A 24,701-nucleotide genomic window follows, 5' to 3' on the forward strand; every position below is an offset into this window, starting at 1 on the left:
GTGGCCGGGCCAGTTGGCGCCCCTGTGGGTCTGAGATCGGGAGGGCGCGAAACCAGAGTGACAGCCTCAGAAGCGATAGCGCAGGCCTACGCTGACGGTGTGATCGTCGCCGCCGGAACGGGCGAAGCTGGTCGAGCCGGTCAGCACGCCGCTCAGCCCGTTGCCGAAATCTAGATCCAAGCCGCCTGCGACCCGTCCGTACACGTCATCGCTCCGCCGCCCAGTCTGCGTGCGGATCAGCAGCGTCGGCGCGTAGGTCTGGAATGAGGTTACCGTGCGCACACCATCTAGGAAATCGTGCTGTGCCGTCACGTTCAGGAACGGGCTTGCCAGTCCTCCAAAGATCGGGAGAGTCGTACGGATCTGGATGCCGCCGCCGGCCGTCAGGCCCTCTAGGTTTTGCTGGCGGGTGCCGATGGTCAGCAGCGCGTCACCGCGCTCTCGGTACGCATCGACGCTGACGTTGGCGTAAGCCATTTCGCCCACCGGACCGGCCTTGAAGGTGCCGAAGTCGAATAGGTAGCCGGTCCGCGCCGCCACGGTAAACACGTCGCCGGACGGCGATGCGGTCAGGCGATCGTTCATCACCCCCGGCCGGTCAAGGGTGTAGTTGTTGTGGCCGTAGGTGCCGACCACATCGGCGAAGAAGTTTGGAAATGACAGCGAGGCGAAACCGGCGCCCTGAAAGCTGTCCATATCGATTCGTCCATTGGTCGGGCCGCGCAGATCGACGCTGGTGTTGAGATAGTTGAAGGCGGCGCCGAGCACGAGATTAGGTGTAGCTTGATAGAGAAGGCCAGCGGTGACACCGCCGAAGTCAGCGCTAAAGGTGTTGCCGGTGCTGCCACCACCCTTTTGGTTCTGCGCTGTGCGGTCGACGTTGAGGTAGGTGCCGAGCGCGAACAGCGACAGCGGGCTTCCGACTTGAACTGGAACGGTAACCGGCGGGACTGTGCGGCCAGGGAGATCCGCAGTGTAGGTGGCGGGCACCGACATCGCCATGTTACGGCGGCGCTCGGCGCTGAGGAAGTCGATCAAGGTTGAGGAGAAGGCCAGGCCGGCGCTCTGGCCGAGATCGCCCTGCGGTCCAATCGTCAGCGGCGCGTTCAATTGGTTGGCCACGAAGGCGGCGATATATTGGTTCGTCCGACCCGTGTTGTGGATCCCGTCCGGCGAAATGTACTGGTTCTCGATCGCACCGCCGTTCAAGGTTCCGTTGGCCCGGCAGTTCGGCACCATGGCGCAGGGTGTGTTGGCATCAGGCCCATAGCCGTAGGCGGTCGGATTAGCGCGCAGGCGCGTGATCAAGGCATCAACGTCAAAAAGATGAACGTTGAGACCCGCTGCGGAGAGCGGCGTCAGCGCACCCGGAAGCTGCGCGTTCACGGCAGAGGCCAGATCCCGGTTGCCAAACGGGATCGCCATACCAGCGTAGGTTAGCGTGTCGTAACGATCCGTCTTCTGGTTGAAAACCACGAAGTTGCGGGCGCCGGCGCTGGCTAAGGTTTCAATACCGGACACAGTATTAGCGATGATGGTGTTCACGCCGGCCAGACGCACCGACTGTGGCGCAGCCCCCGCAGCAGGAATACCACTCAAGTCATTGTAGCCTGCCCAGATGTTCAGAACATCGCGGGAGCTGAAGCGACCAACCTGAGCGACAGCTTGGTCAACTTGGTCAAGAAAACCGTAGGCGAAATTGGGTGACACGAACGCATTGGCCGGCTCGCGCGCACTGGTCGAAGATCCAATGGCGAACTGGTTGGCCGCAACGTAGGGTGCTCCGACTAGACCTGGAAGAACTTCAAGGAAATTTGGTGCGTTTGACGCTCGATTACCATCATAAACGTTGCCGCCAACCAAGGTCTTGAAAAAACCATTGCCACCGGAATTGATATCGCTCGTCGATCTCGCAATACGGCCGGTGTCCGATAGACTATCTCCGAAACTATAATAGTTCTTGAAGTAAGCCTGTTGTGACAATGCTGGAGCAGATGTCGACAAAACGGTCGAAAGCGCCAGCGTGAATCTTAGACGTGCAAACATGAAGCCCCCCTTGAGGAATTTTTTTGCAAGGGGATGTTTGGTCGCGGCGCGCGATTTCGTCTTCTGTCATTCGGACGAGATTTCGAAATCTGGACATGGCCCGCAGGATTTTCCTGCACAATCTACCGCTTGTTGCGGAAATGTGACGGCGACGCGCCGGCGAGCCTTCTGAACGTGTCGGTCATATGTGCCTGATGAGCAAAGCCAACAGCCAACGCTATTTCTTGAAGGCTCATCTGATCATTTCGGATCAGTAGCTTTGCTCGCTCGATCCTTCGCAAAAGAATGTAGCGGTGAGGCGGATACCCTGTAGCGGCTCGGAAAATTCGGCATAGTTGGCGTACGGTAACTGCGCTCTCAGCAGCCATAGCCTCAAGTGTAATCGGTAGCTCAATGTGCGCTTCAATCCAGTCGCACAGCCGCTGCACGCGCGCATTTACCGTTGGTGAAGTGATATCGTCCGGCGCAGCCAATCCAATCTCATCATAGAGCTGCTGAACAATCGAGGACGCAATAGCTTCGCCTAAGGCTGGGCCGCTTCGATGACCGGTAACTACGTCAACATGTAGGGCGCGCAACAAGTGTCCGATCGCCACCCGAGTACCGTTAGCGGGTCGGAGCTCGCTCGATCGGAAAACGCGCCCAGATAACCGCTCGACAGTACTTGGTTTGAGGAAGAGGTGCCATCCCCGCTGCGTCCCCTTCCACCGTCCGACGCCAACATCTCCAGGAAATGACAGTTGTGGGTCAGTTGGGTGATCGAGAAATGAGTGACCACTCAAGCCTCGCGCAATACGCATCGGGCCGAGCGTCATCGAGACCGTGAGGCTTGTTGTTACACTCTCGAACGTGCCTTCTCCAAACACCTGAACTTCTTGGAAGTGAAAATCATGCCAGCCTGACTTTCCGCTGTGCACGACAATCCTGCGCCGATCGGGCGGCGACGCCTTGAGAAATCCGGCATCAGACATAACCGGTCTGCCCGGCTACAGATCGATCGAAAATCGACCGAGGACTGCCGACCAAACGGCTTGGATCGACGGCAATTGGGAGAGTCATCAAATCGGTGCCCTACTCGCTAAGAGGCGATGACGAAGAGATATGTTGCAAGATCGGCCTTGCGCACAATATTCTCAGACTCGGTTCGGTCTTGCTAGGGCGCCGTCCGAGCGCGACGAAACGGCTGGCGGGATGATGGGTTCGTCGGCGAAGGAGAGTGCCGATGTCCTCAGCTCTGTCCGTCGATTTGCGTCAACGCGTGGTCCAAGCCGTCGAAGCCGCCGCGGCGCGTCACCAAGCAGCTGAACGCTACGGGGTCAGTCTGGCGAGCGCCAGTCGCTGGTGCGGGCAGTTGGCCCGTGAGGGCCACGTCGCACCCAAATCGATGGGCGGCGATCAGCGCTCGCACCGGATCGAGGCTCATGCCGACCTGATCGTCTCCCTCTACGAGGCGCAGCCCGGCATCCATCTGCACGAGCTACGGACCAACCTGGCTGATCGCGGCGTCTGCCTCGCATAAAGCAGCCTCTCGCGCTTCTTCAAGCGCCACCGCATCTCGCAAAAAATCGCCAGGCCACGCGGCAAAGCAGGAGCGGCCGGACGTGAAGGCCGCGCGAGGCGTGGTTTGAGGACCAGCTCGAGTAACCGGAGCAGATTGCCGGGCGGTCAGACTGTAACGGCATTTCTGACGAGATCTGGTAGGGGCGGGATCGCGTCACCGTCCGAGATCCCGAGGCGGTCGCCGAGATAGCGGAAGAACGACACGCCGAGCTTGGCTGTCAGCGGGCGTTGAGTACTCCCTGATTGTGGGGACCAAAAGTCCCTGGTCGGTGCCCTGGCCTGAGTGCACGGCGGGCATCCGGCGCCCTCGGGCTTAGCCGTCCTCCGCTATCATGCCCGCCGATGCGTATCGGTCGGGAGCGACGAGGATGGTCCTGCTCGGAGAACTCCTCATGATCCTCGACCTGCACCGCCAGGGTCCGTCGATCACCGCCATCGCCCGCCGGACCGGGCGCGATCCGAAGACCGTCCGCAGGTACATCGCGCGCGGCCTCGAACCGCCCGCCTACGGTCCACGCCAAGCCGGACGCCCGAGCCAGCTCGCCCCCTACCTCGTGTATGCAAAGGCAATGAGCGTTGCGACCGGCGCGGTCTGTGAAGGTCTGTTCGTCCACATGCCCGTGGTGGGCACCATCGTCGAGGTTGGGGCCGTCGCGGAGGCACTCGCCGTCACAAGCGGCCCCTAGCGCGCGATCAGCTCACAAGACGCAGACCTTTCGTGTGCGGCTCAGCCGATCGAACCTGATTACGGCCGGCACCTTTGGCCGCATATAGAGCGGCGTCGGCCGCTGCAGTGAGCGCTGCTGCCTCAAGCGCCAACACCTCGGAGGCGCTTGCGACACCGCAGCTGACCGTGAGCACTGCGTGCGGCCCTGCAGCGTGGGGCATGCCCCATCCTGTCACAGCCGCCCGGATCCGCTCAGCCACGACCGCGGCGCCCGCCAAGTCAACCTCGGGCAGGACGACCGCGAATTCCTCGCCGCCGATGCGGCAGGCCGTGTCACTGGCACGGTTGGCGGCCGCCCGGATCGAGCCGGCAATCAGCCGAAGCGCCTCGTCGCCGCGCTGGTGGCCGTAGGTGTCGTTGAAGCTCTTGAAGCAATCTGCATCGATCAGCACCAACGACAGCAGCCGCCGACCGCGCAGTGCGCGGCCCCATTCCTCCGTCAACACCTCGTCGAAGCGCCGGCGGTTGCCGAGGCCGGTCAGCGCGTCCGTCGTCGCCTGCTCGGCCAAGCGGACGTTGGCGGCGACCAGCCGGGTTTCGGCCAGCTCACGACAGCGCAACTCGCGGCGAAGAAGCCAGGTCAGGGCGACTGTGACACCGCACAGGCTGAGCAACACAATGCCGAGGCTCAGCGCCGTTCGTTGCCATTCGGCGTAGATCGTGGCCGGGGCCACAGCGATGCTAAGTATGAGCGGTCCGGTGCCAAGCTGCGTGAAGGTGAAGTCCCGCTCGCCATCCCCGAGCATCGCCGGTCCTACGAAGCTCCCCTCTCGCATTGCAACCATGCGGTGATAGCTCGGCGAGCCTGCCACGCTGGTCCCAATCGCGCGTTGATCGAACGGCTCGCGCATCAGCACGATGCCTTCCGGTCCGTAAAGCATGACGGTTCCGGCATGGGCCGCGTCGACCGAAGCGAACAGGCTGCGCAGATAATCGGTCCTGATGCCACCGACCACGACACCGGCGAACGCGCCGTCCGGGTTGGACAAGCGACGGGAGAGCAGGACGATCTGCTTGCCGCTGACCTTCGAGATGGTGGGCGGGCTGACATGCAGGTCGTCATCCTCGGGGTGGGCGAGGAAGTGACGGAAATACTCGGCCTCGGACCGATCGAGCCCCTTCGGCACCAAACGATCCGAGCCGGCGACGATGACGCCGTCTGAGTTGAGGAGCAACAGGAACGCGAAGCCGGGTGCCGAGGCGGCACGATCAAACAGGATCAGTTGGCGCAACTCGGGCGAGGCTTGTGCGACGTCGGTTCGGCCGAAACTTTCGACGACGGCCTGCAGCGACAGGTCGTAGAGTTCGACGTTGCGGGCAATATCGCGGCCGAGCACCTGGACCAGGCTGCGCGCGGTCAGCTGGCTGCGATGCTCCGCGTCCAGACGCAGCTGCCAGAGCAGAAGCGCAGCCACGCCGACCAAGCCGGCGACAGTGAAGAAATTGGCCACGCCTAGCCAGAAGGCCAGGGGCCACCGAGACCCCGTGCGATCGAAATGCCCCGAGGGGCTTGTCTCAACGTCCACCACCTCGGGCCTGCGCCGCATAAGGATCCCCGCGCAGTGGGCCGCAAAACAATTACCAACCGCTTAGCGTAAAAAACGCATTTGTCCGATCATAGTCGAAAAAGGTCGGCGACGCGCAATAATGCTTCAGACAACTCCGGTGCGCGGCTATCGGTGACGGTTGTATTACTCTCGCGTGCGTTGCAGAGACAGGAGAGCATGCGAGATCGTTGCGATGGCCACCGTTCCCCGATGCCGCTCGCGGACGTTGCTTGATCCACCTGATTGTCCCGCAGTCCGAAGCCCTCCGCGAAAACCGAGGCCGGTGTCGGTCGACCGAACAGGTACCCTTGCACCTCCTCGCAGCCGTTCGCGAGTAGCCGCCGGCGCTGCGCGTCCGAGTCGATCCCCTCCGCAATCACGCTCAAATCGAAGCTGCGGCTCAACGCGATGGTCGCCCGCACGATTGCCGCATCCAGCCGGTCCCCGCACCGGTTCTGCACGAACCCAGGGGACGCGGCATTCGGCAACGGCCCTTTCAGTCAGCTTCGGCATACGGAGGTGCATCATGCATCGTGACGGTCACAGCGACCTGAGTGCGCGTGTTCATCTCCAGCTTGCGCAAAAGCTGCGTCACGTGAGATTTCACGGTCGATTCCCCGACAGCGAGGATGTGGGCGATCTGCTTGTTGCTCAAGCCTTGTCGGATGAGCGTCAGCACGCGACGTTGTTGCGGCGTCAAGCGCTCCAATCTTTCAGCGAGCAGCCGCCCTCGCTCGTCAGAACGCTGCACAGCGAGATGCGATACGAGTGGGGCTGCAACCCGGGCTCGCTTGCCCGCGACTGCCTCGATGGCCCGAACGAGCGTCTCCTTGCCTGCCGATTTCGGGACAAAAGCGGCAGATCCGTTGCGCAGAGCCTGCTGGAATGGACCAGGCAACCTGACCGACGCAATCGCCGTCCGGGATTGCCAAAGCGACGGGCAGCGCAGCACGACGATCCCGTCGTCGCCTGTCGCCTCACGTTGATCGGCACTCAGAAGAAGGAGTGTGCTCGTGCGGCGCGTTCTGAGTTGCAAGCGGGCGTCTTCCAGACTTTCCACCTCGTCGACTACGGTGTCAGGAAAGTAAAATTGCACGATCTCTGCAAGTGCATTTCGAATTATGACGCGATCGTCGACGATCAGGACCAGCATAAGCCGCTCACACCGAAACCGTCGCGCCGCGGGATTCTTGCGCGTGGCCCGAGAAGCGCGCACTTCGGCGCAACCTGCGGACGCCAAAGAGGCGAAGTCGAGTCTGTGGCGCGAACGTTGCCCGGGCCGTTGAAAGGCTTGGAGGTGCCGCGCGTACCGGAGCCCGAGGCATAGAGCCCCGGTCTGCAGCAGCCGCGTGGCGCGACCGCACCACCGTCGCCGCCGCTGCGGGGCGTCCGGTCTGGTCGCCGAACGTGCGTCCCCAGGATTTGGCCATCTGTCGCGCCCCAGGCTCGTCGCGCGGATCTGGCCTGCGGCGCCCAACTCGGTCGAGCGCGCCGTCGCCAATCCGCTCCCAATTGCGGGGGCGCTCCTCGTCGACCCTCTCGCTTATCAAAGGCTCTAGCCGAGCGTCGCAGGAATGCCTTTCCCTTTCAGGTCGTTGTTTCGCAATCGGGACACTTTCGAAACCCGGATACCGGGCCTGTGGTCTGCTGTTGCAATAATGTTAAAATGTCCGCGTGGCGATGTTGAACTCCGGCCCGATCTCACGCACCCGGGCCGTCTCTGACCGGGCCCGTGGTGAAAACGAACCGTGGTCGCTGGCGGCGTCCGCGGCTGAACCCGCCCCCGCGCGGGAGGCCGTATGACGAAGGCTGCACCCAGGGAAGAGCGGCGATCTGACGGGTGCCTACATCTCATCTTGGGTGCCCAACTCGACGACCTGCGCCGGCGGGATCCGATAGTAGTTTAGGGAGCGCACGGCGTTGCGCGCCATGAAGGCGTAGAGCGGCTCCTGTCGCCGTACCGACGGCACCGGCAGCCCCTCCAGTGGGTTGTGTTGACCTGAACCGGAGGAGGCAGGTGATGGTCATGGACCCAGGGCTTGGGCAGGTCGAAGCGCCGCTCGCGACCGCGCTCGGAGTGTTCCGCATTGCCCTCGTGACCTTCGCCCGGGAGGTCGCCAATCGTGATCCGCAGCTCGCCACCCAGGCCTTCGAGGCGGCGCGGGCGGCTGTGGAGGCCCGGCTCGGCGGTGGTCCAAATGGGTCTGAGAGCGCGGACGTGGTCGGCCGCGAGGCGGCCATGCGCAATGCCCTTCGGATTCAGCTTCGCAAGGTGATGATTGCCGCGAAGGCCGCGATCGATGAGCAGGCGGGTGATGAGCCTCTCGACGCTGGTGGTTGACGGTCGGCCCCCTCAACACGGCTCTGAAATCCGACTCTCGGTGCTCTTTGAGCGGCACCGAAGCGCCCAGCGGCCGCGAGGCCGGATTGTTCTCGCGTCAATGCAAAGGCGCTAGCGCGACGATCCTGGGTGGTGACAACTCCGCGCGCTGAAGCAGGCGGCTTCTCGGGACAGCTATGCGGCAACCCGCTGGCTCATGTCCCGAGGGCCGTGTCCCGGCCCGAACGCCCGCTGATGCACGACCGTCGCTGCGGCAACATCCCGGTCCAGAACGATCAGGTTGTTAAGTCCCAAGTCGATCCCGACCATACCGGTGCCGCAGGTCTCTGCGAACTCGGCCTCAACGCTGAAGACAGCGTACCATCGGCCCTGCTGGCAGGTTAGGATCACTGTACCGAGCTTAGCGTCCGGCGGCAGATCGCGCTGCTAGACCACCTTGATCCCGCCGGGTGACCCGACGACCCCAATTTGCCGATCCCTCTTGATCGTCAGCCCATCGCCGAGGCGGAACGTGGCCGCGTGGTAGCGTGCGGACGTCCGGAAGTGTGGGAAGCCGTGCCCGCGTCGGAAGAACGCCGCATAGGTCTGGTCCAATCGCCGGAGGCCCTGTTGCAGGGCAGAGAACGACCAACGACCCAGACCATCCGGATCCGCCGTACGGCACGCTTTCATTTCGGCCGCCTGATGCCCGTAGCGCAGGCTGATGCCACGGCGGTAGGCTTCGATGCGCTGTTGCAGGCCCGCGTTGGACAGCCCGCAGAAATCGCGCAACATCGCATGGAGGGCTGCAGCCTGCACGCGGTCGGGTCGAAGGCGATACATGTAACTGCGGACCTGCATCCAGACCGTTTGTACGCGATACGTTCTCTCCGTCAACGACACAGCACGGCTGGCTCGCATCCCCCCGTCAGCTCAAGCAGACGGTCCCCTGCGAGATTGCTATGGAAGCCAGGGGCGCCTCCAGGCGGCAAACCAGGCCGGTTGGTGCGTAGGTGAGTTCAACCTCGCCGCCGACCTCAGTCGTGAAGCTGCGCTCGATTAGGCGCGAGCCGAACCCTCGACGGGTTGGCTGGCCGACAATGGGCGGACCATCCTGCTCGGACCACGTCAGGTAGAAGAGGGGAGCTGCCTCGTCGTGGACCACGTCCCAACGCAGATCCACAACGCCACTCTCGTTCGAGAGCGCACCATACTTAGCGGCGTTGGTCGCGAGCTCGTGCAGCGCCAGCGATATGGACAGGGCGGCACTGGCGCCCAGCAACACGTTGGGCCCGCTGAGCCGAATCCTCAAGGTTTCGGCTCGACGGTCCACACAGAGCGCACTCTCGATCACCTCGATGATCGGTGCCGCGGTCCAGCTCGCCTGGGTCAAGATGTCATGCGCCCGCCCGAGCGAGACTAGCCGAGCGACGAAGGCTTCGCGCGCCGTGGCGAGATCTGTCGCTCCGCGCAGGGTCTGGCTGGCGACCGCTTGGACCAGCGCCAACGTGTTCTTCACCCGGTGCTGGAGTTCGCCCGTGAGCAGGCGCTGGTGTTCTTCCGCCCGTTTGCGTTCGGTCATGTCGAGCATGGCTCCGATCATCCGCACCGGCTTACCCTCCGCGTCGCGGAGTACGTAGCCGCGGTCGAGGATGTCCCCGTAGGAACCGTCAGCACGCAGGAACCGGTACTCGGCGCTCCAATGGTCGATACCACCGTGGATGACGGCGGAGATGCCGGCCTCGACCCGCTCGCGGTCGTCAGAATGAATGTGCGTCTTCCACCAGTGGCTGTTCTGAGCGATCGCGTCGGGCGCATAGCCGAACAGCGTCTGCACGGCCTCGTTCCAGCGGACGTGGTCGGTGCCCAGGTCCCAATCCCAGATCCCATCGTTGGTGGCGCGGGCGGCCAAGCGGTACCGCTCCTCCGTCTCGCGCAGCTCCTGCTCGGCCCGACGGCTGTCGGTAGTGTCGAGGACCGTGCCGATGAAGCGGACGGCACGCCCTTGGTCGAAATACGCTTGGCCTCTGGCTGCCAGCCAACGCTCCACCCCGTCGCTCAAGCCGATGGTGCGGTAGGCGATGTCGTAAGAGCCGTCGCCGGCAGGATCGAGGGCGGTCTTGACCGCCTCCTCGACCCGAGCGCGGTCCTCCGGGTGGAGACCTTTTAGAAATACGTCGTAGCTCACGGGCACGTCCGGCGGTAACCCGAACAGGGCACGGGTGCGGTCGTCCCACTCCAGCGCACCAGTGCCGAGATCGTAGTCGAAGACGCCCGTGCCGGTGGCCGCGATCGCCAGGCGCAGCTGTTCCCGCGTCTTGCGAAGATCCGCCTCGGCCTGCTTGCGTTCGTGGATATCGATGGCGATGCCGATCCAGCTCCCCACCAAGCCGGCCGCGTCTCGCACGGGTCTGCCGCGTGCCAGGAACCAGCGGTACTGGCCGTCGCTGGCCCGGCGAAACGGAATCTCGATCTCGTAGTGGTCCCCGGTCGCGATCGCCTGCTTCCAGACGTCAAGAATCCGCACGCGGTGATCCGGGTGGATCACGCTGGTCCAGCTGTCATCACTGGTGTCAGCGGGAGTCAAGCCGGTGAATTCGTACCACGTCGAGTTGCAGTAAGTGATGTGCCCGGTGGCATCGCCGAACCAGACCACCTGCGGGCTGACCTCCACGAGCGATTGGAACCGCAGCTCGCTGGCGTTCCGCTCGGCCGCGTCCACACGCTGCTGAGTTCGGTCGCGGAGGATCTTCATGAAGCCCCGAACCTCGCCGCTCGCGGTCTTGAGGGGCATCATTTCGCCCCGCGCCCAGAACCGCTCGCCGGTCTTGCGCAGGTGCCAGCGCTCACCCGGCGCGCTGCCGTTCTCCAGCGCCAGGCCCATCTCGATCTCGGGCCGGCTGCCGGCACGGTCTTCGGGCGTGAAGAACCGATGGGCTGGGCTGCCCAGCATTTCGTCCTCGCGCCACCCGAGGATCCGTTCGGCGCCGGCGTTCCAGCGCGTCACCCGGCCCGTGCGGTCCGTCGCAACGATCGCGTAGTCGGACGCGCTCTCCAGGACCCGGTTCTGCAGCGCCTTCTCCGCCTGCTGGATGCGCCCGGCGCGACGCAGCTCCAGTTGCGTCATGGTTTGGCGGGCGAGGCGCTGTAGGCCGGCCTGCTGCCGCTCCGTGAGCCGGCGGGGCCGGGTGTCGAGCACGCACACCGTGCCGATCGCTAGCCCGTCCGCGGTCCTGAGCGGGGCGCCCGCATAGAAGCGCAAGCTTGGCGCAGCCGACACGAACGGGTCGTCGGCAAAGCGTGGATCCTTCGTCGCGTCGGTGACGGCGAGGACCTCACCCTGCAAAATCGCTTGGTGGCAGAACGCGGACTCGAGCTTGATTCCACGCTCGCCCAGACCGACTTCAGCCTTGAGGAACTGCCGGCCGTCGCCGATGAAGTTCACGACCGCGATCGGCGTGCGGCAGATTTCGGCCGCTAGTTCAGCGATGTCGTCGAAGTCCTGCTCACGTGGCGTGTGGAGGATGTCGTAGCTCTCGAGCGCCTGAAGGCGCCGGCTCTCATCGCTCAGGGGCTCATCCGGCTCGCTGATCGCGGCTCGTCCGGATGGTTGGAACTCTCCCATTCCGTCGCCGTCGTCTCAGACAGCGTGACACATCGGGGTACTCTCGGAAGGCGCCGGACGCAGCGACACCAGGGTCCCGCCCGCGCTGTAGACGGCGCCCAACACGCGCTCGAAATGCCGCTTGACCGCGCCGTGGCACTCGCAGCTTGCCGCTTCTAACGCCGGGCGGCTCACGATCACGATGCGCCCGCGCCGGATCTGGATCAGGCCCTGCTGCTGCAGGGTGCGGAGCGCGCGCGACAGGTAGGAGCGCTGGACGCCTAGAAGTTCGGCCAACACCTCGTGCGTGATCGGCAGGACGTTGGTGCCGACGCGATCCTGAAGGCTCAAGAGCCAGCGGGCACAACGGGCCTCAATCGTGTGGCTGGCATTGCAGGCGACGGACTGCAGCACCTGGGCGAGCAGGCAATCGGAGTAGCGGGTGATCATGTTGCGCAGGCCAGGCGAGGTCTGCTTGATTCGCTGGAGGACCGTGGCGTCGATGCGCAGGACGGAGCCGGGGACCTGCACCATCGCGCGGCTGAATGCGGGCAGCGAACCCTGGCTGACCACGCCGCCGATCGCGCCCTCACGCCCAACCGTGGCGGTCTCGACCGCACGTCCATCTCGCAGCCCCACGACGAGGGCGGCCACGCACTGGTCCAGAGGAAACGACACGAAGCAGACGTCCTCGCCGGCCTCAAACAGCACGTCGCCGCGCGCATAGGCCTTCAGCTCCAGGTGCGGCTTGATCAGGGCCTGATCGGGCACGCGTAGGGCGCTGAGAAGCAGGTTGCCGCTGAGCAGTGCGTCAATCTCGGCCAGCATGGGGCAGCGACGGGTCATTCCAGATGAGCGCCCGCGAGATCTACCGCAACGCTTATGCCCTGTCTGGTCACAAGTACCCCAATAGCTGGGAGATCGGCGTCATTCATCGGCTTGGCGCCGGCCGACGGCGGCGTACCTCGAACCCTGCAACTATGTGCGGCTTGAGAGCTTCTAGGTCCGTACCCATCCGCGTTCCCAACTCGCATGTGATGCCCCGCTACTTCATCGACTATCACGACGGACACGTGTGCCTGCCTGACGATGAAGGGCAGTGCTACGAGAACCTCCATGCTGCCCGGGATGCAGCTATTGCGGCTCTGCCGGACATGGGGCGCGATCCTCCGCCCGCTGACGGGCGGCGCGCGTTCACGGCCTATGTGAGGGATGAAGCTGGCGCCGTGCTGTGCACCGTATCGCTCCATCTGGATGCAGAGTGTCATCACGACCGCCCGGGTCAGAGCGCTTGAGAGCCAGGTCAGTGGCGCGCCCTTACAGTTCGAACAGCGAGACCGCCGCGAGCCTGCGCTTCAGTAGAATCGGGCGACGGTCGCGACCGGGTGCTGGTCCTATGCTGCGTGGACGTTGCAAACGCCGTGATCACCGCGGTGTCACGCAAGCGGCCTAGACCGTCGCGATTTCAGACGTCGGCCGGAAACCGAATGCCTTCACCCGGGTTAATGCAGACCCGGACAAAAAGGGGCCGCCCCAAAGAGCGGCCCGAAGTCTAGGGAGGAAACGCCCTCACGGGCTGCAGCGCAGCACGCCGTGCTGCGCTGCATCGTGTAAACGGCGTGGCCGGGATCGTGTTCCGCGCAGGTTTACTTGAACATGGAGCCGCCCGCGCATCGCCGAGCGCGCCTTGCGTGGCACACGCTCAGCGGTGTCGTCGCACAATCTCGGCGATTGCAATGCCGAGGGTCGCCGGTCCCCGCAAGGTAGCCCGACAGCGGTAGAGCTGCGGAGCGTTCTGAAACGGCGAAAGCGACGGCGCGGCGGGCTCGCGTCTTCTCACGATCCGTCCCGCGATCGTTCGGCCGGCACGGCGGAAGCCACCGTTCGCGCGAGGGGATAGCCGGCGTGGCTCGATCCTGCTGGCAGTGCGCGGGGCAGTGTATCTGCATCGGCCCAGGGCGCTGCTAGCGAACGGCAGGAGCAATCCTACAAATCAGTCGGAATTTCGCGGGTTTTCCGTCTCAAGAGCCACGGCTATCGATTGTTCTTCCCACTTCTAACTCTCTCGCGGTTCCACAATGTGCAGCGCGTCGACTGCCGGTAGGTCAGCTTCGTCCTCTTAGCGGCTGCTTTCATACCGCAGACAGGCGCGTCGGCCCTACTCAGCGACGTGAAATCCGCTGTCCATCGGTTCGGAACAGGGTAGCGGATCGACCGCAGCGCACTGATCCTTTCCTCGCGCTTTCCGATCCTGTTCTTTGGCAGAATCTGCTGACCGAGCAACGCGCGACACCTCCGACTCCATGGCGCTGCACATCTGCTACGGCCACAGCTTCAGCAGCACCTGAGATGCCGGATGTGCTGAGCATGGCCGAGCGCCTGATAGCTGATCGGTGCGAGAAGATATCAACCCCCAAAGCGAGCGAAGCAGCATCCGCCAAACTACAGCCTTCCGGAAACAACTATAATTATGACCTTGTCGTGGATGTACATTCTAAAAACAAATCAATTCTAAATCCCGGAAAGACAGGATAAATAACACGTGACCAAATTCACGATCTCCATCGATCCGTCTCACAGGGCTGGCGTCAACAGCATCGCAGACCGTCTGGAGGCTGAAGGGCTTCGGGAGGTAAAAATTTTCCCAAAATTCAATGAAATCGTTGGCTGTGCAAGCGTAGGGGTAGAAAAGGCCCTTGCATCCGTCGACGGCGTGCAGACCGTTCGATGGTCGGAAGAATTTATCCTTCGAAACGAGCATCTATGACCGACGTCAAGCCCCCAGGATCGGCTCCGTCAAAGGCGTCACGGGCTCAGCAACCTTGAACGCCGGACGCTTATGTTGCGCTAGTCTCGGTAGTCGAGGCTCAGTGTTGATTCGCGCCGTGCTCGCCGCAAAGGGGCGGCGACGCGCTCGATAGGGCCGCGATCCGATGGCCTGCGAGTTAAGCGGGTGCGATCGTATAATTCTACGAGAGGAGGTCGATATGTGCGATCCGTTCCCGGGCTAGGTGAACCGCCGCGAAGGGCACTCACGCGGTGGACGTAGTGCGCCTCGGATCGGCTCTGCCGACCGGCTCGACAAGCTGAGACTCTCGACACTCGGATAGAGTATGCTGTACGCGCTTGCTCGAACTCCGGAACGCCTCGATAGCCCGCAGTGCCGGTTCTAAAGGGCATTCGGCTCGAGGAGGCGCGGGATCTGCCTCAATGAGCAGGCTAGCGGCAGGAAGACTGGTTGCTCTGAGCTTCAGTGCACGTGCACCTGTCTCTGGCAGGTTGGTAGCCATTTTCCGCTCAGCCGCGATCGGAAGCTGACGGTTTTCGAGCTGGCATCGAACTTGAGCTCAGTCGCATCCGTTCGGTTTGCCGTCGTGTCCTCCGGTAGCGGCGCGACCGAGCACACCCTGTCGCGAACCGTCTGGACGACCTTTCCGTCTCGCAGGACGTCGACCCGCACCGGGCAGATCGCCGGCTCCGCGGCCGCATTGCGGTCGTTGGCTCCCATGGCGCAGATGCCGCCGGTAAAGGCGACGCTCACGAGGTACGTCGTGCCCTTCGCCTCAAAGCGCGCGGCGTGGATTTGGTAGAACGGCTTGTCTACCAACTCACGCTGCCACAGCGGCACGACGGTCGGAGTGAACGCGGAAGGATGCCGCAGGTCGGAATAGGTCAGCTTCTGCCAGGCTGTCTCGGCCTGTGCCGTGCCGAGGCCCGCGCAGCAGGCGAGCATCATCGCTGCGACGACGCGCTTGGTCATGTCGATCTCTCTATCCAAGGGGTATTCGGGTTGCGGCGAACCGTTCGGCGGTCAGGCGAAGATCGTCATGAGCTGCCGGTTGATCAGGGCTTCCAGGGCTCGGCCGATGCGGCTGCGCCGCACATGGCGCTCAATCTCCAACACGGCGCAGAGGCCGATCCAAGCGATGACGCCACCGATCAGGTGTGGCAGCCACTGCTTGGCCATCAGGTACACGACGAACCCGAAGAACCCGTAGACGGCGAAGCCGAAGACCCCGAATAGCAGCGCTGGAACGAGCGCGAGGACGAAGCCCTTCATGACTGCCGACACGCAGTGGCCGATGACCGCAAGAGCGAAGTGTCCCAGGCCGGCGACCAGACCAAGTTGTCAGCCGCCGCCAGCATAGGTGTCGACGAAGGCGCTCCACCGATCCGAATCATAGACGTCGATCGTGCGCCGGTTGGCGTCGTAGTACAGGGTCTCAGCTTAGTAGGCGTTCTGCGCATCGACGAGGCCGATCGGCAGCCGTCCGGTCCGCGAGTCGAGCATGCCGAGCACGACCCCGACAGCGAGCCCATCACCGGCAAGGCGGTACTGTCGCCCGGTGAACGCAAGCACGGCGTCGTAATGCTGCAGGCCAGGGGCGCTGCGGTCCAAGGGTTGAAGCAACATCGGTTGCGACCGTCAGAATCGAGGGGAAGGCGGCAGGTGGTCCATCACGGGGCGGCGGCGTAGGTCACCGCCAAGTAAGTCCGTCGCGCGCTCGAACACCGAGCCGACGTCGTGGCGATATCGAATCCCGTGCCAATCAGTTCGCCGGCGCTACGAGGGGCATCGAAGAGGAAGAAGGCCGCCGCCCCGGCCAACCCGAGGCTGACGGCGGCGTTCGCAGTCTCATGTCCCTGGGTCAGGTAGGCCATCGTCGCGAACGGCCCGTCGAGGCCGGGCAGGCTGGGCAGGCCGACAACCCGCCAGACCCAAACGCCGTCGGCGCGTGTCTCAGGGATCAGCGTTCCGATCAGCACCGGCTCGTCACGACCAAGAGGTGTGATCTGGATGCGCGTGCGGGACCAGAACAGCCACGACGTGATTCGCCGGAACGCGACCTGGACACCGTTAATTGCGGCAGCGGCGACGATTGCGCGGGGATCGGCGAAGGTCACGCGTCCATCGGGTGTCGTCAGGCCGAGCATGCCGTCGCCGACAACGTCGTCGACGTGGACCGCCGCGAGTGCCGCCCGGGCGCGGCGGACGCCGACCTGCCTCTCCCCTTCACGGCAGGCGTCGCCGGCCGCCCGCATCGGGTCAAATCGCTACCGATGGCTCGCCGCGAACATCATCGGCGCAACTCAGGTGTCCGCATTCTGTTCGACAACGTGGGCTGGTTCGCTTACATCCCCGGCTTGCACGCCGGGGCCTCTCGCACACACCAGGTAACGATCACGCGGCCCTGGCGGTGACCTTCTCGAATGCTCCCGTTGCAATCTGATCGTCTAGCTGCGCCCTAAAATCTGCGATGCCGAGGACTTGCGCCGTGTTTCCGGCCGCATCAAGGAACTCGTAAAGTACGTCTTTGATGTTGCGATTGCTGAAAAACACGATGGCATCTTCGTCCCCGCCGCCTTCTGTGTGCGGTTCACCGTCGGCGACGCCGGACACGAAGCTGCCAGGATAGCGGATCTCCTTAAGTTCGCCGTCGGGACGATAGAAGCGAAGCTCTCCCTGCATCACGAGGGTGTTGTATGGGCACCTGTGTTGATGCAACATCACACGCTTATTGGCCGCGAATTTGAAGATCACATCGACAATACGGTTTTCTTCATCGACTTTGTAGACAAAAAACGCGATGTTTTCGAGCCAGTCAAGAGTGCGCCAAGTAATATCGCTGTCATCAAATCTGAACGGTGTCATGGTAGATCCTTTGTTGCTTGTCGTTCCCGCTTGGGTGTTGGTGCTCGGTGCAGGACGTTGCTTTTATCTTGCGCACCATCTAGCACCCAAGATCCGGGGTGCGACGGTGCAGGAACATCGCTCTCCGGGCTCGGCGACGTCGGTCGGCCCTTGAACGCCAAGGTTCTTGATCGGGAGGCCGTACACCGTCGCCTTCGGAGACGCATGCGGCAACTCCGATATGAGAATAGCAGCATGACTTGCCGGCATGAGTATGTCGTCACCGATCCGAGCGGCTGCTCCGGTCGCCGTTGCCGGAAGTCATGCCGCTGGCCGGCGGCAAATTATTCTTCACGAGGTACTTCACCCCGTGCTCGAAGGAGGCGTCGTTATCGCCGCGAATATCGACGCTGTAGGCCTTCTCGGCCGCGTCACTTCTCAGATCCTTCACATAGAGGTTGATGTTGAGGATGAGATTCGAGACCTTCTGGATTTCTCCGGTGATCGCGACGTCAGCTCCGAGCGTGCGAGCGTAATCCTCGGCACAGCCGCCGCATCTGCGTAGCTCGGCTCCCTTGGCGATCTCGTCCTTCACGGGGCCGGTCGAGACGATCTCGTAGCGGCCGGAGTTCTTCAGCAGGCCGCGCAGCAGATCGCTGATCGGTCCGAGGCGGGCTATATCCGCCTCGGTCGGACCTTGTGCGCCCAAGTTGGCGAGCTGGAAGTCGAAGACCGCTGCTTTAGGTGGGTCGGCTCGCGCGGTCGCAGCGCTGAGCAGCACTGCAGACAGCGGGATCGCGAGACGTGTGAGGACCCGCATGGTCGCTCCTCCAGGGTTTCTGCGAGCGTGCGAAGCACGAGCTGGTGTGGTGCATCGAGGCTAACGCGGCCCGCAGAGCACCGACACAGCGCATTGCCCGCTGTTCCCTGGGCAAATCGCACGGGATTGCTCGCGCTCCTATCCAGGACGCCCAAACCCCTCTTATGCTTCGCTGGACGGGAGGGAAGGAATGATCAGTGCCGGTGCCGAGATGGCAGCGCCTGCGAGAGCGCGACGTGAACTGAACCTCAAATGGGCCCTTGTCCGCCGGATCGTCGCGGTCGCGGTACTGTGCGTGATCGGGGCAACTGTCATCGTTCTGAACAACGTCGCCGTCGAGGCCAGGCGCGAGAACGACGAGATCGCGGGGACGGTCGAGAAGCAGCTGCAGTTGCAACTCTTCCGCATCGACACGGCCTTGGATCGTGCCGACCGTTTCCCGGACTGGGAGGCGGTGATCGGGCAGCCGTTGCGTTCGGGCCAATGCGTCCGCTTGATCCAGGCCGACACGCAACGCACCAACTCCAACTGCGTCGGCGTCGAGGAGCGTGGGCTGGCGCCGGCTTGGTTCGTGCATGCCTATCGATTGCTGTTCCTCAGCCAATCGAACGCGGTGCGGCTGCTCGTGCATCGCGGCGTGGAGAGGGGGCGTATCGAGGCAACGACGGATCCAAACGCCGTGACGCGACAGGCATGGGGCGAGCTGTCACGCATACTCGCACTCCTGGCTGCGCTTATCGCACTGCTCTGCTTCCTCGCCTTCGTGGTCGTCGGGCATGCCTTGCGTCCGACCGACCAGATACTCGCCGGCATCAATCGCCTAGCCCAGGGTGACCTGTCATGCCGGCTGCCGCCTTTCCACCTCAGCGAGCTCCAACGCATCTCGGAGGTGTTCAATGAGATGGCCGAGCGCCTGCAGACCGCCACAGAGGAACGAGCGGACCTTTCCCGCAAGCTCGTCGACGCCCAGGAGCGCGAACGCAGCCATATCGCGCGTGAATTGCACGACGACGTCGCCCAGCGGCTGACCGCGCTCACTTTTCTTGCTCGGTCCATCAAGGACGGCATTGGCACGATGGCCCCGGACGTTGCGGCTGAGAGCACCGAATTGGTCGCCTTGGCCGCCGGTACAATGCGGGCGCTGCGCGACACGCTTACCCATCTGAGGCCCCCAGAGATCGACGACCTTGGCCTTCTCGGCAGCCTGGAGGATTTGGTCACCGGCCATAACCAGCAGTCAGGAGGACGGATCAGCTTCACCCTTCGGACGGACGGCCATCTGGATGCGCTTCCGGCTGAGACCGCGGCGCACATCTACCGGATCGTCCAAGAAGGCCTCAACAATGCGGTCCGCCATGCCGACGCCCAAAACGTTGATGTCGTCCTGTCCGCAGGTCCGAACGGCGAGATATATCTAACGGTCACCGATGACGGTCGCGGTACGACACCCGAGACCGTGCGGCATCCGGGAGCCGGTATCGGTCTGATTGGCATGCGAGAACGCGTCTACGCGCTGAGCGGCCGGATGACGACGGAAACCAGCGCTGCGTGTGGGTTTCGATTGCGGATCAGCTTCCCGACCGAGCTTGTTGTACGGGTTGCGTCATGACTGGGAAGCGCATTCGGGTGATGGTTGTCGACGACCACGCCGTCGTTCGGGAAGGTTACCGCCGCTTGCTCGAGAAGCAGCCCGACGTCGAGGTGATCGCGGAGGCTGGGGACGCGGCCTCGGCCTACCACCAGTTTCGAGCCACCGCTCCAGATGTCGTGATCATGGACATCAGCATGCCGGGTCGGGGCGGCATCGATGCCATCCGCCAGATCCGGCAAACGGATTCGACTGCGCGCATCCTCGTGTTCAGCATGCACGCGACCGTCAGCTATGCCGTCCAGGCCATCCGCGCCGGCGCACGTGGATATATCACGAAGAGCAGCGCCTCAGACCTGATGGTCGAAGCGGTGCGCAGCGTATCCCAGAACAAGCTGACCCTTTGTGCGGAGATTTCGGAAGCCCTGGCGACGAGCCGCTTAGAGGAAAACGCGGACGCTCTCGATCAGCTGTCGCCCCGTGAATTCGAGGTGCTGCGGATGATTATCGACGCCAAATCCACCGAAGAAATTGCCACCGCGTTCCATCTCACTCCCAAAACGGTCGCGAACTACCACTACGCCATCAAATCTAAGCTCGGCGTTTCGTCGGACATTGACCTTGTATATTTCTGTATGCGCAATGGCATGGTCACGCCTCTAGCGAACTGTTGAAGAAGGCGGCTGTCGATCGGCGATGGAGGCGATCTTGTCGCCGCGGCGGAAGCCGCCCTCTGCCCTGAAATGTCCGCGGACCATAGCCACGACCAGCAACTTCAATCGTGCTGCGAGCACTCCGGGCCCTCAATCCAGGGATAACGCACCGCGTGGAGTTGCAGACTGCGATCACGCCTTTCGCTCCCGAGGTCGGATCCTCGTCTCACCGACGTCTCCTCCGTCGACAAGGATAAGCCGACCGGCGTCGGTGATGCGCACGCTGCCCCTAAACTTTGATCCCATCTCGGCCCAGCCGCGCGCCACGAGTGTCGGCACGAAGAGTTCATCGCCGCAGCGCACCTGCCGCGCTTGCCCGAGGTGAGCCAGATCAACGAACTCCGCCTCGGGCGCAAGCGCCAAGACTGAGAGCAGGCGGATCTGTGCGGCGTGTGGTCTGCTCACAAGGGCACTCTCCCGCGCGTTAAGGGCGGCAGCGATCGAGGTTACAGCACCGGGTGCAGGTATCTATCCGGGTCGGCAGCGTTCACGCCTTAATGGTTCCAGAGTCGTAGATTGACGCTTGTAAGTCATCGGAAATCATTGAGGCCCCGATCTTCAGGTCGGGGAGGCTGCGCGTCTGCGCAGCGTGAATAGTTGGTGAGATGCGCGCCCGGTGATAGGAACAGACCGTGACCGTAGCCAGCGGCTTCCGCTAAAAGCTGGGACCGCCGCCCGAGCAGGAGGCCCGGTTCCGGCAGTTCGCGGGCGTGTGTCGCTTCGTCTACAATCTCGGCCTGGAGCAGAAGGCGACCTGGGGTCGGGAGCACCGGCTCGGCTACGTCGCTCAAGCCGCCGACCTCACAAAGCTGCGCGCCGAGTTCGACCGGGTATGGGCCGTCTACGTCTCGTGCCGGCAGCAGGCCCTGCGCGACTTCGACCGTGCTTTCGGCAACTTCTTCACGGGCCGGGCGAGCTTCCCTCAGCCCCGCAGGCGCGGCGTGGACGACAGCTTCCGCTTCCCTGGCCGCGAGGTCGCGGTGAAGCCCCTGAACGGCAAGTGGAGCGCCGTGCGCCTGCCGAAGATCGGCTGGGTCAAGTTCCGCGACACGCGGCCGATGCGCGGCGACCTGAAGAATGTGAGCGACCGCCTTGATGCCTCGGGCTGGTACGTCGCCTTCACCTACGAGATCGCGCACGACGCGCCCGCGCCGGGCTCTGGGGTGGTCGGCATCGACCGGGGCGTGGTTACAACGCTCGTTTTGTCCCCGGGCGACATGCTGATCATGCCGAGGAGCCTGGGGCGGATCGAGGCCTGCAAGCGCAACGCACAGCGCATCCTCGCCCGGCGTAAGCGTAGATCGAACTGAAAGCGGCGAGCGCAGGCCCGTGTCGCGCGGCTCCAAGCGCGGCAGGCGCGCATCCGGCGCGACTTCCACCAACGCACTGCTCTCGACATCGCCGAGCGCTTCAGCGTCGCTGTACTTGAGGGCCTGAACACGCGTGGCATGACCGCCAGCGCGCGGCGTACCTTTGTAGAGCCCGGCCGCAACGTCCGCTAGAAGGTTGGGCTGAACAGGGGCATCCTCAACGTGGGCTGGCACCTCTTCGCGACGATCCTTACCTACAAAATGGAAGAGCGCGGCGGTCAGGTGGTCACTGTGCCCGCTCGATTCACGTCGCAGACCTGCGCGGCGTGCGGTGTGGTCGATGCCGGAAGCCGCGACCGTGAGAGCCAAGCGCGCTTCAACTGCATCAGCTGCGGCCACACCGATCACGCCGACATCAACGCGGCGATCAACATCAAACGGCGGTGGAGCACACCGTTGCTGGAAGTGGAGGGTATGCATCGGCAGCCCTCTGAAGCGTCAGCGGGACGAGATCTCGCGATCTCAGAAAATCCCCGTCCTTCAGGGCGAGGAAGATGTTAACGCTCGTAGACCGCGAACTTGGCCTACAACCCGATTCAGTCGCTGGAGGAGCGGTTTCCGCTCCTCCTCCGTTCGGCGCAGTTCGATCCGGCCATTGATGATTCTACCGTTTGCCATCAGACCTCCTCGCGCGCCGACCACGTCGGCTCCGGCTGGAGTGACGTCCGCGGGGTGTGAGGAACGGAGTGAAGGACAGAACCGTTCGCAGTGAGGCCTTAGCCGTGCCGAGGCTTTGGAGGCCGATCTTAAGCGATCTGCTGGGACTGGGCCCCGCTGTCGGGCCGTGCCGGGCCGAGCACCGGCTCCTCGCCCATGGGCTGGTTCTGGACCACGCTGAACTCGCCCTTGCCGTCGAGGGACGGGCCCTGCGTCCAGCGGCCGGCCGGGGGCGGCGAGCCGTCCGCCGACGTCGAGAAGAAGTTGTAGTTGAACTTCTGGTTCTCCTCGCTCTGCGGGAAGGAGTTCGGGATCGGCAGCGTGCCCGCGTGCCCTCCGAGTTCCTCGATCACCGACAGCCATTGCTGCTGGTGCATCGTGTCCCGGGCGATGAGGAAGCTCCACATGTCGCGCATGCCGGCATCGTTGGTGGCGTTGTAGAGCCGGACCGCCAGGATCCGTCCGGTCGCCTCGGCGGCGACGTTGCAGTACATGTCGGCCGCGATGTTGCCGCTGGCGTAGATGTGGCTCATGTCGAAGGGCAGGCCGTCGGAATTGCCCGGGAACGCCGCCATGCCGGTGGACAGCAGCGTCTTGTGCAGCATGCCTTCGGCGATGTGGCGCGGGTTCTCGCCGCCCATCACGGCTCCGACGAGTGCGTCGGCGGCCCCGGCCTCCTGCACCTTGGTCGGCGCGGTCTCGAGGTTCATCGCGACGGCGGTCGCGAGCATCTCGATATGCCCGATCTCCTCGGTCGCGGTGTTGAGCAGCATGTCACGGTACTTCGTGGTCGGAGCGCGGTTGCCCCAGGCCTGGAAGAAGTACTGGAAGCAGACCCGGATCTCGCCCTCGATCCCGCCGATCGCCTGCTGGAGCATGCGGGCATAGATCGGGTCCGGGCTGTCGACCTTGACCGGGTACTGAAGTCGCTTGTCGTGATAGTACATCGTTGAACTCTCCAGGTTCCAGGAAACGAACCGCAAGTCTGTCAGATTTATCGGAATGAGAACCGGATTATAAATCGGGAACTAGAACGAATTGCTTCGTCCTGATCGCTTGCTAACTGCCGTACTGGACGAATGTTCAACGCCGCGCGGCCTCCTCGGGTAGGGGCGATACGACGAAGACGCTCGACGTCGTCTGGCCCGTGCACGGCCAGTACCGCACCCCTCACGCCGCAAGCTCCTGTTTCAGCGAGGTACATTGAGCCAAACTTAACGCGGCTCACAGGCATTGACCTTCGCCCCTAACGAAAGTGAGTCGCGGTGGATCGGTCCCATCGCGGGAGGTGCGGCGGCACTCTTTCGTTTCCGGAACAAATAGTTGACCGGAAGGTTGATGGCCTGTAATCTGGCCGCGCAGCCAAAGGCTCTCCTCAGCGCTGAAAGCGATCCAATGTCGATGCTCAACCAAATTGATCGGATGATCTGGCCCATCGTTCCGCTTCCGGAAGGCTCGAGGATTGATAGTAAGGTTGATCGCTGTGTCACGGCGTCGATCGATGGCGGTCTGGACGCCCTGCTCGCGGCCGATGGTCGCCTGCTCGTGGAGGAGGCGCGGCTTGCGAAGGGGCTGCATGATAAGATCGTGGCTACTGCCCCGGAGATCGTGCAAGATCCGACTTACATCGCGGGGCGTCTCGGCTCACTCGCGGATATGCTCGGATTGGCTGCTGAACGCTGCGCTCCATCCGAGTTCGAAACCGTCCTGCGGCAGGACCGCTTTCAGGGTCTGCTGAGCGCGCTCTTTGAGGACGCCGTTCGAAACGTCGATCTTGCTGCTAGGTTGAACGAGAGCGAAGAAAGCATATGCCGGAAGTTAAAGGAGCTCAGATCAATCGGAGCGGTGGCGGGTAACAAACAAGGTCGAGAAGTCGTCAACGTTCTGCTTCCGGCAGCGCGTGCTTTCTTGATCGCAGAGTGGAACTCCGCTCCTGGAGCAGACGAAGCTCCCTTTGATTTAGATGTGTATCAAGGGCTCGATATCGCGCAGGTCGAGGAGTTCTTCGGCGGCGAAGCGGAAGCCGCAACCCCATCGACTGTCCCGCGCCTTGGCTTGGCAGATCTCGACCCTGATGAATATGAGGGAAGTCACTCTTACGCAGAAGCGGCTTAATC

At 63.3% G+C, this 24,701-nt stretch carries 24 protein-coding genes and 2 pseudogenes; 10 read left to right on the top strand and 16 right to left on the bottom strand.

Annotated elements, in window-relative coordinates; all coding sequences use genetic code 11:
- Window positions 1-66: 66 nt before the first annotated feature.
- Window positions 67-2,046 carry an autotransporter domain-containing protein gene (locus PQI07_RS02355; RefSeq protein ID WP_083461088.1) on the bottom strand — a complete coding sequence of 660 codons (1,980 nt, stop codon included), beginning with the start codon at window positions 2,044-2,046 and terminating at the stop codon, window positions 67-69.
- Window positions 2,047-2,168: 122 nt separating this feature from the next.
- Window positions 2,169-3,017, bottom strand: coding sequence for an AraC family transcriptional regulator (locus PQI07_RS02360; RefSeq protein ID WP_081948595.1), 849 nt, complete (start codon window positions 3,015-3,017; stop codon window positions 2,169-2,171).
- A 251-nt stretch (window positions 3,018-3,268) separates the two neighbouring features.
- Here PQI07_RS02360 and PQI07_RS02365 point away from each other — a divergent pair.
- Window positions 3,269-3,687 (top strand): annotated as a pseudogene (locus PQI07_RS02365) (IS630 transposase-related protein); the annotation flags it as partial.
- 287 nt (window positions 3,688-3,974) lie between these two features.
- Window positions 3,975-4,172: pseudogene (locus PQI07_RS02370) on the top strand (helix-turn-helix domain-containing protein); the annotation flags it as partial.
- A gap of 127 nt (window positions 4,173-4,299) precedes the next feature.
- On the opposite strand, the gene PQI07_RS02375 reads toward PQI07_RS02370, so the two are convergent.
- From PQI07_RS02375 to PQI07_RS02390, 4 genes are all read right to left on the bottom strand, one after another.
- Window positions 4,300-5,784: a sensor domain-containing diguanylate cyclase gene (locus PQI07_RS02375; protein WP_158713271.1), complete on the bottom strand. Its 1,485-nt coding sequence runs from the start codon at window positions 5,782-5,784 to the stop codon at window positions 4,300-4,302.
- A 164-nt stretch (window positions 5,785-5,948) separates the two neighbouring features.
- On the bottom strand, window positions 5,949-6,341 hold the full coding sequence (locus PQI07_RS02380; protein ID WP_274927669.1) for an EAL domain-containing protein: 393 nt from the start codon (window positions 6,339-6,341) through the stop codon (window positions 5,949-5,951).
- A gap of 35 nt (window positions 6,342-6,376) precedes the next feature.
- On the bottom strand, window positions 6,377-7,033 hold the full coding sequence (locus PQI07_RS02385) for a LuxR C-terminal-related transcriptional regulator (protein ID WP_081948597.1): 657 nt from the start codon (window positions 7,031-7,033) through the stop codon (window positions 6,377-6,379).
- Between the two features lie 691 nt (window positions 7,034-7,724).
- Window positions 7,725-7,850, bottom strand: a complete 126-nt coding sequence (locus tag PQI07_RS02390; protein WP_274925975.1) for a KUP/HAK/KT family potassium transporter — start codon at window positions 7,848-7,850, stop codon at window positions 7,725-7,727.
- Between the two features lie 47 nt (window positions 7,851-7,897).
- On the opposite strand from PQI07_RS02390, the gene PQI07_RS02395 reads away from it, so the two are divergent.
- Entirely contained in the window at window positions 7,898-8,221 is a 324-nt protein-coding gene (locus PQI07_RS02395) for a hypothetical protein (RefSeq protein ID WP_139239494.1), read from the top strand.
- Window positions 8,222-8,647: 426 nt separating this feature from the next.
- On the opposite strand, the gene PQI07_RS02400 is transcribed toward PQI07_RS02395, so the two are convergent.
- From PQI07_RS02400 to PQI07_RS02410, 3 genes are all read right to left on the bottom strand, one after another.
- Window positions 8,648-9,061, bottom strand: a complete 414-nt coding sequence (locus tag PQI07_RS02400; RefSeq protein WP_244538882.1) for a hypothetical protein — start codon at window positions 9,059-9,061, stop codon at window positions 8,648-8,650.
- A 67-nt stretch (window positions 9,062-9,128) separates the two neighbouring features.
- Window positions 9,129-11,825, bottom strand: a complete 2,697-nt coding sequence (locus tag PQI07_RS02405) for a PAS domain S-box protein (protein WP_081948598.1) — start codon at window positions 11,823-11,825, stop codon at window positions 9,129-9,131.
- 15 nt (window positions 11,826-11,840) lie between these two features.
- On the bottom strand, window positions 11,841-12,632 hold the full coding sequence (locus PQI07_RS02410; RefSeq protein WP_043380972.1) for a Crp/Fnr family transcriptional regulator: 792 nt from the start codon (window positions 12,630-12,632) through the stop codon (window positions 11,841-11,843).
- A 23-nt stretch (window positions 12,633-12,655) separates the two neighbouring features.
- On the opposite strand from PQI07_RS02410, the gene PQI07_RS02415 reads away from it, so the two are divergent.
- Together PQI07_RS02415 and PQI07_RS02420 are read left to right on the top strand one after the other, a co-directional pair.
- Complete coding sequence (locus PQI07_RS02415; protein ID WP_244538883.1) at window positions 12,656-13,099, top strand: DUF6894 family protein; 444 nt, start codon at window positions 12,656-12,658, stop codon at window positions 13,097-13,099.
- A 1,247-nt stretch (window positions 13,100-14,346) separates the two neighbouring features.
- Window positions 14,347-14,571 carry a hypothetical protein gene (locus PQI07_RS02420; RefSeq protein ID WP_139239495.1) on the top strand — a complete coding sequence of 75 codons (225 nt, stop codon included), beginning with the start codon at window positions 14,347-14,349 and terminating at the stop codon, window positions 14,569-14,571.
- A 483-nt stretch (window positions 14,572-15,054) separates the two neighbouring features.
- Here the strand turns inward: PQI07_RS02420 and PQI07_RS02425 are convergent, their stop codons facing one another.
- From PQI07_RS02425 to PQI07_RS02450, 6 genes are all read right to left on the bottom strand, one after another.
- Window positions 15,055-15,564, bottom strand: a complete 510-nt coding sequence (locus PQI07_RS02425) for a hypothetical protein (RefSeq protein ID WP_043380974.1) — start codon at window positions 15,562-15,564, stop codon at window positions 15,055-15,057.
- 51 nt (window positions 15,565-15,615) lie between these two features.
- Window positions 15,616-15,864: a hypothetical protein gene (locus tag PQI07_RS02430; RefSeq protein ID WP_053622175.1), complete on the bottom strand. Its 249-nt coding sequence runs from the start codon at window positions 15,862-15,864 to the stop codon at window positions 15,616-15,618.
- Window positions 15,865-16,032: 168 nt separating this feature from the next.
- The gene (locus tag PQI07_RS02435) at window positions 16,033-16,218 is read right to left on the bottom strand and encodes a hypothetical protein (protein ID WP_053622176.1); all 186 of its coding nucleotides are present in this window, start codon (window positions 16,216-16,218) and stop codon (window positions 16,033-16,035) included.
- Between the two features lie 44 nt (window positions 16,219-16,262).
- Window positions 16,263-16,847: a hypothetical protein gene (locus PQI07_RS02440; protein WP_043380978.1), complete on the bottom strand. Its 585-nt coding sequence runs from the start codon at window positions 16,845-16,847 to the stop codon at window positions 16,263-16,265.
- Between the two features lie 139 nt (window positions 16,848-16,986).
- A complete protein-coding gene (locus tag PQI07_RS02445; protein ID WP_043380981.1) occupies window positions 16,987-17,457 on the bottom strand; it encodes a cupin domain-containing protein in 471 nt (156 codons plus the stop codon).
- 259 nt (window positions 17,458-17,716) lie between these two features.
- Window positions 17,717-18,256, bottom strand: coding sequence for a DUF3280 domain-containing protein (locus PQI07_RS02450; protein WP_051975989.1), 540 nt, complete (start codon window positions 18,254-18,256; stop codon window positions 17,717-17,719).
- A 190-nt stretch (window positions 18,257-18,446) separates the two neighbouring features.
- On the opposite strand from PQI07_RS02450, the gene PQI07_RS02455 reads away from it, so the two are divergent.
- The 4 genes from PQI07_RS02455 to PQI07_RS02470 all read left to right on the top strand — a co-directional run bounded on the left by PQI07_RS02455 (window position 18,447) and on the right by PQI07_RS02470 (window position 22,428).
- Window positions 18,447-19,865: a HAMP domain-containing sensor histidine kinase gene (locus tag PQI07_RS02455; protein WP_051975990.1), complete on the top strand. Its 1,419-nt coding sequence runs from the start codon at window positions 18,447-18,449 to the stop codon at window positions 19,863-19,865.
- Window positions 19,862-20,518 (top strand): response regulator, encoded by a 657-nt coding sequence (locus PQI07_RS02460; protein ID WP_043380983.1) that lies wholly within the window; start codon window positions 19,862-19,864, stop codon window positions 20,516-20,518. Before PQI07_RS02455 ends, PQI07_RS02460 begins: the two co-directional genes overlap by 4 nt.
- Before the next feature lie 701 nt (window positions 20,519-21,219).
- Window positions 21,220-21,867, top strand: a complete 648-nt coding sequence (locus PQI07_RS02465; RefSeq protein WP_081948600.1) for an RNA-guided endonuclease InsQ/TnpB family protein — start codon at window positions 21,220-21,222, stop codon at window positions 21,865-21,867.
- 222 nt (window positions 21,868-22,089) lie between these two features.
- A complete protein-coding gene (locus PQI07_RS02470) occupies window positions 22,090-22,428 on the top strand; it encodes a zinc ribbon domain-containing protein (RefSeq protein WP_081948601.1) in 339 nt (112 codons plus the stop codon).
- Window positions 22,429-22,673: 245 nt separating this feature from the next.
- On the opposite strand, the gene PQI07_RS02475 is transcribed toward PQI07_RS02470, so the two are convergent.
- Window positions 22,674-23,531, bottom strand: a complete 858-nt coding sequence (locus PQI07_RS02475; protein ID WP_043380988.1) for a manganese catalase family protein — start codon at window positions 23,529-23,531, stop codon at window positions 22,674-22,676.
- Between the two features lie 391 nt (window positions 23,532-23,922).
- Between PQI07_RS02475 and PQI07_RS02480 the strand changes: the two genes are divergently transcribed.
- A complete protein-coding gene (locus PQI07_RS02480) occupies window positions 23,923-24,699 on the top strand; it encodes a hypothetical protein (RefSeq protein ID WP_139239496.1) in 777 nt (258 codons plus the stop codon).
- The last annotated feature ends 2 nt before the right edge of the window (window positions 24,700-24,701 follow it).

The organism is Methylobacterium sp. 092160098-2, from assembly GCF_028920805.1.
Taxonomy (GTDB): Bacteria; Pseudomonadota; Alphaproteobacteria; order Rhizobiales; family Beijerinckiaceae; genus Methylobacterium; species Methylobacterium fujisawaense.